Annotated in this window: 11 protein-coding genes; 4 read left to right on the forward strand and 7 right to left on the reverse strand. The window is 56.9% G+C overall.

Annotated features, from left to right (window positions below; genetic code table 11):
- The 4 genes from VNX88_05695 to VNX88_05710 all read right to left on the reverse strand — a co-directional run.
- Positions 1 to 609, reverse strand: a 609-nt coding sequence (locus VNX88_05695; GenBank protein HWY68136.1) for an aldo/keto reductase, incomplete at its 3' end; no start/stop codon positions are given.
- Between the two features lie 292 nt (positions 610 to 901).
- Complete coding sequence (locus tag VNX88_05700) at positions 902 to 1,291, reverse strand: tautomerase family protein (protein HWY68137.1); 390 nt, start codon at positions 1,289 to 1,291, stop codon at positions 902 to 904.
- A gap of 1 nt (position 1,292) precedes the next feature.
- A complete protein-coding gene (locus VNX88_05705) occupies positions 1,293 to 2,747 on the reverse strand; it encodes a catalase (GenBank protein HWY68138.1) in 1,455 nt (484 codons plus the stop codon).
- Positions 2,748 to 2,833: 86 nt separating this feature from the next.
- Complete coding sequence (locus tag VNX88_05710) at positions 2,834 to 3,502, reverse strand: HD domain-containing protein (protein ID HWY68139.1); 669 nt, start codon at positions 3,500 to 3,502, stop codon at positions 2,834 to 2,836.
- 367 nt (positions 3,503 to 3,869) lie between these two features.
- On the opposite strand from VNX88_05710, the gene VNX88_05715 reads away from it, so the two are divergent.
- Complete coding sequence (locus tag VNX88_05715; protein ID HWY68140.1) at positions 3,870 to 4,952, forward strand: aldo/keto reductase; 1,083 nt, start codon at positions 3,870 to 3,872, stop codon at positions 4,950 to 4,952.
- A 304-nt stretch (positions 4,953 to 5,256) separates the two neighbouring features.
- The gene (locus tag VNX88_05720; protein HWY68141.1) at positions 5,257 to 5,535 is read left to right on the forward strand and encodes a hypothetical protein; all 279 of its coding nucleotides are present in this window, start codon (positions 5,257 to 5,259) and stop codon (positions 5,533 to 5,535) included.
- A 55-nt stretch (positions 5,536 to 5,590) separates the two neighbouring features.
- On the opposite strand, the gene VNX88_05725 is transcribed toward VNX88_05720, so the two are convergent.
- A complete protein-coding gene (locus VNX88_05725) occupies positions 5,591 to 6,670 on the reverse strand; it encodes a VWA domain-containing protein (protein ID HWY68142.1) in 1,080 nt (359 codons plus the stop codon).
- Between the two features lie 832 nt (positions 6,671 to 7,502).
- Here VNX88_05725 and VNX88_05730 point away from each other — a divergent pair.
- On the forward strand, positions 7,503 to 8,765 hold the full coding sequence (locus VNX88_05730) for an ankyrin repeat domain-containing protein (protein HWY68143.1): 1,263 nt from the start codon (positions 7,503 to 7,505) through the stop codon (positions 8,763 to 8,765).
- A complete protein-coding gene (locus tag VNX88_05735; GenBank protein ID HWY68144.1) occupies positions 8,728 to 8,988 on the forward strand; it encodes a hypothetical protein in 261 nt (86 codons plus the stop codon). Before VNX88_05730 ends, VNX88_05735 begins: the two co-directional genes overlap by 38 nt.
- Positions 8,989 to 9,131: 143 nt before the next feature.
- Here the strand turns inward: VNX88_05735 and VNX88_05740 are convergent, their stop codons facing one another.
- Positions 9,132 to 9,335 (reverse strand): hypothetical protein, encoded by a 204-nt coding sequence (locus VNX88_05740; protein ID HWY68145.1) that lies wholly within the window; start codon positions 9,333 to 9,335, stop codon positions 9,132 to 9,134.
- Positions 9,336 to 9,719: 384 nt separating this feature from the next.
- On the reverse strand, positions 9,720 to 11,537 hold a 1,818-nt coding region (locus VNX88_05745; protein ID HWY68146.1), incomplete at its 5' end, for a PAS domain S-box protein.

Here is an 11,537-nt window from a genome sequence, read left to right on the forward strand (position 1 = left end):
AAATGCAGGATCCTTGTGACCGGTGAAGCCGACGAATCTGACCTTCCCTTCTTTCTTGGCTCGATCAAATGCTTCCAGGACGCCGCCTTTGGCGTACGCCAACTCCGGGTCGTTGTCGTAAACGATGCCGTGGATCTGCCAGAGATCCAGATGATCGGTTTGATACCGCCGCAGCGAGTCCTCAAGCATCTGCATGGCTAATTTGCCGCTTCGCCCATGGGTGCAGACCTTTGTCATGAGGAACACTTTTGCGCGGCGCCCGTCCCGGAGCGCTCTGCCCAAGATGGTCTCGGTCTTGCCGTTGTAATACTCCCAAGCGTTGTCGAAAAAAGTAATCCCGGCGTCCACTGCCTCATGGACGAGTTGCACCGCCTCGTCCAACGTCGGCACATCGCCAAGATGATGACCACCCATCCCGATAGCGGAAATGTGCACATCCGTGGGTCCAAACCTCCGATAGATCATGTTGCCCGCGCCCTCCGCCGGCGCTGCCGCTGATCTCCCGGATGCTATAGAGGAGACGCCCTGGTTCGAGTTTGCCGAAACGGCGGATGTGGTGGCCACGGCACCCGCACCGACTTTAAGAAAATCCCGTCGAGTCGTGTTCATCTCTACGCCTCCTGGCGACCTGCCTGCGTGAAATGTGAACCAGTGCTTCTCCTCGCCCGGTTCTGGAATCGCGACTTCTTCGATTGGCAGCACCGCCGGGGATCCGAACTCAGCAAAAACGCAGCGCTTTCATTCCGTTGGTACTCATGGTTACCGATTCCGGTATTTCTGAATAAGGCCGCAGGCAAGAGCAAGCTGTATTTTGCTGTGCGAGCCATTGCCCCGTTTTGACCGGCCAACCGGCCACACTTCAAAACAGTGATCAGTAATCGCCGGAAGGCTGTCTTCCGGATCAAAGCTCTCCGGTAATGAACTGGGCTCGGCCGTAGCCGAAAGACCAGTCTTCGTCAGCATTCTGCGTGATTGAAACAACGACGTCCGAGGCCTTCACCCCACAGCGCCGAAGTAGTTCCTGGCACAGCAATTCGTAAAAGTTTTGCTTTTCAAGCCGGCTTCGCGGTCGGGTCGTCACTTGCACCATGACAACCCGTTCGGTGCGCGGTATGCCCAGACCTGTGTCCTGGATGATCATTTCTGCCGCAGGGTGTTCATGCACAATCTGGTAGCGGTCCCGTTCAGGTACTTTGAACGCGGCAAGCATCGCGCAGTGGATAGCGTCAAGCAGTTCTCTCACCTCTGCCTGGCTGCGGCCCTCGATCACATCGACTCTGAGTAAAGGCATGTTAGGCTGCCGTTAAGACATTCAACCTCAGCGCCCGTGCCACGCCATCACCGTAGGCAGGATCGGCTCTTCTGCAGTTCGCAACATGCCGCTCCAGGACCTCTTGCGACGCGCCATGAATCGCGCGAGCCGTGTTGTCAAAGAGCAACTGCTTTTGCTCACGGCTCATCTTCCGGAAAAGACTGCCCGGTTGCTCCCAATGATCAACTTCTAATCGGTGGTCATGGTGATTAGCATCGCCTTTGAGAGCAAGCGGTAGATCAGCGTATTCCGGCTGGTTGTCCCACAACTTCTGACTATTCGGGTTGTAGCTGGTCGTCGCTCCCAGGTTTCCATCTGTTCGCAACTGGCCATCGCGGTGATAGGAGTGAAAGGGACACTTCGGAGCATTTACCGGGATGTGATTGAAGTTGATGTCCAAGCGGTATCGCTGGGTGTCTCCGTAAGAGAACAGGCGTCCCTGCAGCATTTTGTCAGGAGAGAAGCTGATTCCGGGAACCACATTTGCCGGGGAGAAGGCGGCTTGCTCCACCTCCGCGAAATAGTTTTTCGGATAACGATTGAGCTCCATTACGCCAACTTCGATCAGCGGGTAGTCAGCCTTGGGCCAGACTTTGGTCAAATCAAAAGGATTGTGCTTGCGTGTCTTTGCCTCTTCCTCTGTCATGACCTGGATGAAGAGCCTCCAACGCGGAAAATCTCCACGTTCGATTGCCTCGAAGAGATCCCGGCCATTACTCTCCCGATCCTTTGCCACAACGACAGCGGCAGCTTCGTCCGTGAGATTTTGAATACCCTGTTGTGTGCGGAAGTGGAACTTCACCCATGTGCGCCTGTTGTCGGCATTGATCATCGAGAAGGTGTGGCTTCCGAAGCCATGCATATGCCGAAAGGACTTTGGAATTCCGCGGTCGGACATGACAATTGTGAACTGACGGAGTGCCTCGGGAAGAAGCGTCCAGAAGTCCCAGTTATTCTGAGCGCTCCGAAGACCGGTGCGAGGGTCGCGCTTGATGGCGTGGTTCAGGTCAGAGAAGCGCAGAGGATCACGAAAGAAAAAGACTGGAGTATTGTTCCCGACGATGTCCCAATTTCCGTCCTCGGTGTAGAACTTGAGAGCAAACCCGCGGATATCGCGCTTTGCATCGGCAGCCCCGCGCTCTCCAGCGACGGTCGAAAAGCGCGCGAACATGGGCGTCTGCTTTCCAATTTTCGAAAAAATGGCTGCCTTGGTGTACCTGGTGATGTCGTGAGTCGTCGTGAAAGTTCCATGCGCGCCCCACCCCTTGGCGTGCATCCTGCGCTCAGGAATCACCTCGCGATCAGAGTGTGCGAGCTTCTCGATCAGCCAGATGTCCTGGAGAAGAGCCGGACCACGATGGCCAGCTGTCAAAATATTTGTGTTGCCCGGTACGGGTGAACCAGTTGCATTGGTAAAGCGTTCGGTCTTTGACATGATCAAATTTCACTTCAGAAGTTCTGTATTGCAAGTTGGTATTTTGAACGGAAACCGGGCGTTCTGGGCGCCCGCTCAGGTTTTTCTCAGCCCTTCCACTGCGAACCGCGGATGACGCTGCAGAAATTGATGCGCTGGAACTCTGGGTCCTTGTCGGCCAGCACATCCGCCTTTACATTGCCGAATGTCGTCTCCGGCTTCTGCCTGATGCCGCCGTAAAAGGCCTGGATGATATCTTCCTTGAAATGCTCGGTGCGCGGATATGCGCCGACGATTGCCTGGCGATCAGAGTCGGAGAATTCCGAGTAGGCAATTCCAAGAACATCCATTTCTACGCCATTGGTCAATAGCGCAACCACCGGATGCATGTACTGCGGAATTCCCGGCGTAGTGTGCAGTGCAATGGCTGTCCACACCGTATCGATTTCCGGCTGAGAAATATTGCGCTGGCGCAGGAACCCTCGTGCAGCATTTGCACCATCCACTTCGAACCGGTCTGACTCACTGCTGTACCGCGGAGTCAACCCCATGTCGTGGAACATCGCGGCAACGTAAAGCAGTTCGGGATCGAACTTCAGTCGGCGCCTTTTTCCCGCAAGCGAGGCGAAATAATACACACGAGTCGAGTGGTTGAACAGCAACGTAGACTCGGTGTCATGCACCAACTCCGTGGCTTCTCGAGCGAGTTTGCTGTCGGGGATCATCACCCCTGAGATCGAGGTTCCCTTTGCCCGGTCTTTTGTTGTTGCGGACATATTGAATCTCCATGCAATTCCAGTGCATGTCCTCTTCCAAAGGACGTCAACGGCCATCGCGTGCGAATTCGTCGAAGAGGCCTGTTCTCACTCGATGAACGGCATGGGTCGATCTACTGCAGCGGTTGATGTGTCGAGATGGGGACTCGCTGTCAAAATATGGACTCGGCAGGGAGCAATAGCCTTCCAACGTAGTGAATACTCGTAACTCACGCAGGTGGCGCTCAAAATGCTCATCTGAACTGGCAATCGATTTGAACGGCAGGTCCGAAGTTGCGCCGCAACGAATTTCAAGACACGGACTCAGCTTGTGAGGTGTGGCGAATATCGCAATCGCAATCTTCGTTTCATCAGAAGGAGCGTCGAGATGAAGTACAGGAAACTTGGGAATACCGGACTTATCGTCAGCAGCGTGGCACTTGGCACGATGCAGTTCGGTGGCAAGATGAACATGGGCAATCTGGGTAAGGAGGAAACAACGCGCATGGTGAAGCTAGCCCTGGACAGGGGAATCAACTTCATCGATACAGCGGACGTTTATAGCCTTGGGGAGAGCGAGACTCTGGTGGGAAATGCCTTGAAGGGCGTGAGGAACGAGATTGTTCTTGCCACAAAAGTCCGACTGCCTATGAACGGGAATTTCAACCGCAGCGGCGCGACTCGCGTGAACATCATGCACGAAGTAGAGGCCAGCCTCCGACGGCTGCAGACCGACTATCTCGACCTCTACCAGATCCATGGATGGGACAGCAACACGCCGCTCGAGGAAACTCTACGGACGCTCGACGATCTTGTGCGCCAGGGGAAGGTGCGCTACATCGGGCTGTCCAACTTTTTGTCCTGGCAGGCAGCCACGGCGGTCATGCTGCAGGATCAGCTGGGGTTGGAGAAATACGTAACGGCGCAGATGTACTACAGCCTCGTTGGCCGGGGTCTCGAATACGAGTTCCAATCGTTTGCCGAGTATCACAACATCGGCATCCTGGTCTGGAGCCCGCTGGCTGGCGGATTTCTGTCAGGCAAATACACTCGCGCTAACCCTGCTCCCGGCGGCACACGTTTCGCCGAAGCGGGCAATTTCGTGCCCTTCGACAGAGAGATGGGCTACGGCGTCTTAGATGAATTGAAGGAAGTAGCCAATCGACATGACGCGACCCCGGCTCGGGTGGCGCTCGCATGGGTATTGGGACGGGCGGCCGTCAGCAGTGTGATCATCGCCGCCCGGAAGCCCGAGCAACTGGAAGATAACGTCCGTGCGGTAGACCTGCAGCTCTCGGGCGACGACGTCCGGCGCTTAGACGCGGTATCGGACCCCGGCGTTCCGTATCCCAAGTGGATGGTCCTGCAACTCGATACCGCGGAAGATCCTCGGTCGAAGGTGCTCCATCCGGAGCGCTACGAGGATGGTGATACCTGGACGGACCTGCGCCAGACTCGTTGGTCCGCCTGAAAACACTGCCACGAACCAGTGGGCCACAGGTTGATGGCGACGGTGGAGAGTCTCCGGCGGCTTGAGCACGAATACTCTCTCGCGGCGGAGCCGCCGTCGAATCTGATGGCCTCGGCCAGATTCACCGTGCCGATCGTATCCGCGTGAACCCCACAGAGATGGCTCTCTCTTGTTAAAGTTTTTCCGCGCCGCGGAAGCCTTGAAAGCGTGAGAGAAGTGTGTAAGCGAAAGCGCCGACTCATCTGCACTCTACTACGCTCGATTCGTTCTCTCGCCCCGCTGTGGTGATTGGAGGAACGACGTGATGTGGAACATCTGGTTACGCGCGTTCCACACCTTCCTCTCGACTTCCGTGCTCGCTCTTTGCTCTCTCCCGATGTACGGCCAGACAGCCGATACCGGAGCGATCGCCGGCCCCGTGAGCGACCCCGGTGGAGCGCTGGTCGCGCGTGCGGTAACGGTCGCCAAGAGTCAGGCCACACTAGAATTGCGCGATCTTGCTACGGATGCGTGGGGTGGCGGACGGGCTCGCAGTACCGCTGAAGCCGGGTGGTGCCGGTGGAGGGAAGGGGCCTTAAGTTAAAGACGAACGCAAGGACTCCTCGGGGAACTGAAGCTCTCCGAGGAATGCAGGGGGCCTAGCGCGTCGCGTCGTCGTCAATCCAGTATTCGCGTCGGGAGGTTAGCACCAACTGCGGACGACCCTTGGTCTCCACATGAAGCGCATGCGGTCCGGGCGTGGGCGTTGTCGGGCGGAAACTCAATACATAATAGTTGGGCAGATCGTTCGACAACGCGATGAGACCAGCCTTCAGATCCTTGGCATCGTGGAAGTGAAAGAACTCGCCTCCGGAGAGCTGCGCGATCGCTTCGGCGGTCTTGGTGCGCAGCGCATCGCGTGCGGTCAGAAAGGTCATGGTAGCCAGCCGAAGAGGTGGAGCGAGCTGGCTGATGCAGTCGAGCACCTGCTTGCTGTAGTGCCCTTCGTACTCGGAATCGGCTCCATTGCGACTGAAGCAGCCGTGCGCAGGCCCTGGCTCTGTGCTCCCAAACCCGAACTTTGATGCCTCATGGGAGACCGCAGAGCGTGTACTGGAAAAGCCGAAGCTGTACATCGCTGTATTGGTGTCGCTGATGAGGCGCAGAGTTTCATCAAGCGTTGTCTTACTGCCCTGATCGATGGTTTCACTGAGCAGCAGAATCGCACGGCGAAAGCGCGGGGGCTGTACCCGCAGCTGCGCGATGGCCAATGCGATACCATCCAGAATGGCTGCTCCCTGATCACCTTCGTTCAGGCCGGCAAGCTGCCGGGAGGCATCGGCCGTGGTTGGCGTAAAAGGCATAAGAAGATGGGGTAAGCTGTCGAAGCCAATGACGGCGATGCGGTGTTCCACGTTGCCGATCAGCGCGTCGAGGATCGAATCGAGCTGGCGGTAGTCACTAAGATGCCGCGCTCCGGCACCCCCCGTTTCGACAACGATCGCCAACGCCAGCGGCTGCGAGTCGGTGTCCTGATCAAGGTTGAGGTGCTGCGGTACGCCATTGTCGGTGACGAGGAAGTCGTCAGCCGTGAGTCCAAAGACTACTTCTCCCCCCTTGGCCTTCAGGAGTATCGGTACTTCCACCAAAGTGGAGCGCACGGTCAGGGTGGGCTGGCCGTTATCACTCTGCTGTGCGTTTACGACCACGGCGGCGAGGCAGAGTAAGAGAAATAGCATGAAGGCAGATCTCGTAACTAAGCCTTCATTGTAAGCGCGACCGCACGCTCTGGCAGACCTGCCCGGCAGGTTTTCTGACGGTGATCCAGGACCCGCGAGTCCCAGCATGTTCCGAAGATCGGGCTATCGGTTGACGCGAACAGGCGCTCAGCGACCCGTCGATGAGTTGTAACGGCGGTGTTATGACAAATTCATAAGGGTTGAGGGAGGCGTCGCCTTGCTCAGCTTTTGCCCCGAATCGTGGAACCCGGGATCTATTCCATTTTTCCAGCGGCCGGACCCACCCGGTGGCCTGCTTGCTCTTGGCCGCCATCCTGGCGGCGGTTGAAAGCTGCCGCCGGCTCATCCCGGTGCTCGACTACCTCGGCACCATCCTCCCCGGGCTCGCCAACACGCCCATCCAGCGCGTCCCCGAACTCACACCCACAGCTTGGATCCACTCGCGGAAAGTAAGTGTCAGACCAAACACACGGTTGACAAATTGAATCCGCAGCCAGCTTGACTTCACCACTTCACCAGCAATTTTTGGGGCGGCGGAACCTTGATTTCGCCAATTATCCCCGTCCAGCGTTGGCAAAGCGGTAAATCCAGCTTTCGTTCTGGGCGGATTACTTCCTGTTTGCCTGTCAGAGCGGAACTGTGCCAATCGATCCACGCTTCGCGACCAGGCGGGAGCAACACCTCGCGGGCCGTATGGTAAGCTTGAAAAAGCGTGAGGGACGCTTCCGGTCCGCGGAAAGGGTAGAAGCCCACCTGCAGTTCAATCTGGTTTCGCGATACTTCTTTCAGCCCGAAATTGCGGACGGCGGGCACTCGATGAAAGGAGTTCGCAATGTCGAATCAGTTCTCTGGCACCGCGCGCGCCCTTCCTGATCGCCCCAACCTCCGTCACCTGAAGGATCAGGCTAAGGACCTATTGAAGGCGGGCAATGCTCGCGCTCTCTCCGATGCACAACTCCAAATCGCTCGTGAATACGGATTCCCGAGCTGGCCCAAACTGAAAGCGCACATCGATTCGCTTGAAGAAGCTGGACAGCTTAAGGATGCGATCGACCGTAACAATCTGCCCCTAGTCCAATCCATGATGCTGCGAAATCCGGCGTTGCATAAGGCTCCGCTGGGCTATGCCAAGGACGGACCGCTCACCTGGGTAGCCGAGTGCAGAGTGCCTCGGGTACCACCGGACCAGACCCGTTTAGCCATGGCGAAATGGATGATCGAGACCGGGTCAGACGTACATCAGGGAGGCGATGCGCCCCTGATGCGCGCCGCACTCTCCAGCGAACGAATTCCGATGATGGAATTGCTCGTGGCTCATGGCGCGGACCTCAACGCAGCCTGGCACGGCGACTATCCCATCCTCTTTGCCGCCTGCGAGGCGCTTAACCTCGGGACTTTACACTGGCTGTTGGAGCATGGCGCGGATCCCAATTGCGGGAGCGAGGCGTTATGGAGGGCACGAGGCATCCCTCACCCGGGTACGGCGCTCGACTATTTGCTGGGCGCCTACGTCCGAGATCCCGAAGTGCTGGGCGCCTGCATTGAAGTCCTTCTTCGCGCCGGCGGAAAATCCAAGCATGAGTCTCCTGCGGTGCTGGCGGTGATTCGCGGCCGCGTGACCGAATTGGCCGAACTGCTGGACGCAAGTCCAGCTCTGATCCACCAACGATTTCCTGGACTCGATTTTGGTGCAACGGCAGCTCGCATGCTCACCCTGCGGGGTGGAACGCTGCTCCACGTGGCCGCCGAGTTTCAAAGCCTCGATGCGGCACGGCTATTGCTGGATCGTGGTGCTGACGCCAATGCAGCAGCGATGCTGGACGAAGCCGGCGTTGGCGGCCAGACACCCATATTCCACGCGGCGACACAGCGGGAGGACGCTGGGCTTCCGCTTGTCCAATTGTTGGTGGAGCGAGGCGCCGATCCTACGGTCCGCGCAAGACTCCCAGGACACTATGAGGCTCCAGGGGAAGTGGTGGAATGCACGCCCCTTGAGTACGCGCTGCTATTTCCGGGAGGCCAGGGACCAACGGTCGCCTATCTGAGGAGTCAGCACTATGGACTCTCGTCGGGGCATCGCGCGAATAACGCCTGACCGACGGCGCAGGGTAGAGCAAAGTGGCGCAACCCCGAGTGGTCAACAAACAGGAAGCGCGCGGCTCACGCTAGCAGCCCAGCGGGTAGCGGATGGCCGAGTGCTTCGCCTTATCAAGGCGATGCTCAAGGCGGGAAGCTACGGCAAAGGGCAGCTCTTTCCGACCGAGCGGGGCACTCCACAAGGAGGGGTAGTCACTCCCCTTACACAAAAGGTAATTTGAGCCGGCTGTCTGGCTTGGCGGCGTAGAAGCGCCTCGCGGTGGACCCGAGAGGACGGAAATGCTATGGCGAATGGTGATGGTGTCGTCTCCGATCAGGATATCTTTCCCTACGAGCCGCACGATGCGCTGGCGTTCCGTGATACTCAGCGTATCAGCAGCACCGTGTAGCCGAGCGAGGGAGCGAGGAACGCGGTGAGGGTCTCCGCCAAACGAAGGAGGGCCGCTTGATCATTAGCCTGGTCCGCGATGGCTTGCAACTCAGCGCGGAGCACTTGTTCGCGCTGACGTAGCGCGGGCATACGCTCCCGCAACTGTTCGATCGACAACGCGGAAACAGGGCCTGACAATCTCTAAACTCGCTCCCCGCCCGCCGTCAACCGTGTGTTTGGCCGTGCGGATACGGTCCAGTTACCACACCTCACAGCAGGCCTTCGGGCGAAAGCTGAGTCTTTTCCGAGAGCGGATGCGGGAAATCTGCCAGTCCGATTCGATGACCGGGAACAGGAAAAAGGACCAAGCCAAACCGGACTGAGGTGGCGCGGCGAAAGCCGAACCGAATCTCACCGGGAGACTACAGTCGCTGCCCCGACTCTACTCGCCATTGCACCATTGCACTCATCAGCCACTAGTCAAAATATTTCCTCGTGCTCATTTGGGTGGGTGGCAGGGGGAGCACCTTTAGTGTTTGAAATTCGTACTAACGAGGTCTCTAGGCCGAAGTTGACTGCATACTACTTCGGCAGGGACGTTTCCACATGTCCGGCAGGAAGAGTCGCACGCACCAATGTGCCGCTCTCCTTCGAATCAACTTCCAGCTTGCCTCCCAGTTGCCGCATGCGCTCGTTCATGCCCCGTAATCCTACTCCGAGAGCACCCAGCCAGTCCTTGCCAGCCTGATCCAGTAACTGTTTAGGGATGCCGTTCCCCTTATCTTCAATTTCAAGAACGCACCACCCTTCTTTCTTCAAGAGTCGAACATCAGCCGTTCGGCTTCCTGAATGGCGATGAACATTGGTCAGACTCTCTTGCAGAACCCGGAACAGTGCTAATTCAGACTCACGGGCAAGACGACCGAAATCCGATTCGACAGCAAAGTTGGTCTTAATTGAGCTTCGGGTAGAAAATCCGTCGAGATACCACGGAATGGCCGATTTCAGGCCCATCTCTTCGAGCATTGGAGGGTAGAGAAGATACGAAACGGTACGCACTTCCTTAATTGCATCCTCTGTAAGGCGAATGCACTCGGCAACGTCCTGAACGACTGCCTTGTCGTCTTGCGCTACCAATGTCGCAACGCCATCCAACTTCATCTTGAGCACCGCAAGATATTGCCCGAGGCTGTCGTGAAGGTCTCTTCCAATGCGTCTTCGTTCTTCATCTTGAGTGCGAAGAAGATGAAGCGATAGTTCTCGGAGAGATTCCTCAGACTTTTGCAATTCCCGCTGCGCTTCACGTCTTTCCGCCACTTCCTTTTCCAAGAGTCGACTTGCTTGCATTCGCTCCGTGAAATCTCTAGTAACCTTCGCGAAACCGATCAGCTTGCCAGAAGCCTCTCTCACTGGCGTGATGATGACATTCGCCCAAAAACGCGATCCGTCCTTTCGTATCCGCCAGCCTTCGTCTTCGAATCGACCCTCTTTCTGCGCGACCTCCAATTCCCATTGTGGCTTCCTGTTTCGTATGTCTTCTTCCGGATAAAATTGCGAGAAATGCTTGCCAATAATCTCTCCGGCTGTGTACTGCTTGATGCGTTTCGCTCCCGCATTCCACGTACTGACTTTCCCCGAGGGGTCGAGCATGAAAATTGCGTAGTCCTGTACGGTCTCTACGAGTAACCGGAACTGAGCTTCCCCTTGCCGCGATTCCATTTCTTTTTCAAGGATTTGAGCCTTTTGCTGAAGTTCAGCGATGGTACGGAGTCGCTCCTTTTCGCTGCTCAATCCTAAATAACTCTCGCTAGGCACAACGCCAGAATGTTGGCTGCACATCTTCAAGAAAGGCTCGATGTGCCTCTGATTGTCGAACCCGGTGATCGGGTACGCACAAAGAAGCGAAAACGAGTAGTTCTTGGCCAAGTCATTCCAAAGTTGCTCGACTCGGACAGCTTCTTGCGGTTTTCCCTGAGCCCACAATAATGCGACAAGTTCTCCAAACGCAGCAATGCGACAGGCCTCACCATGAACTACGTCTCTTAGACGCCGCAGAACACCTCCGATAATGTTGAGAAAGCGATCCTCATCGACTGCCCCATTTACCATGAATCGCGGTAATGTTTCGTTGGCATCGAGAGTTACGTACCGACCTTGAAGCGCCGACTTAGCCGTATCCAGCCCGACCTCAGACAACCGTCTTTCGAGCGCGATACGATGAGCGGCCGTTGCTATGACCACAGCAGCATCACCGACCGCGAGCGCACCGCCGACGAATCGACACAAGACGTCCGTAAGAAAAACGTCGTCCGTATACAACTGAACGACGTGCCCATCGCGAGCATGATCTGGCGTGTGGCTCAGTGAGGGCACGATTTGCACGCTTGAATTTGACAAAGC

The sequence above is a fragment of the Terriglobales bacterium genome (genome assembly GCA_035567895.1).
In the GTDB taxonomy this organism is placed as follows: domain Bacteria; phylum Acidobacteriota; class Terriglobia; order Terriglobales; family Acidobacteriaceae; genus Gp1-AA112.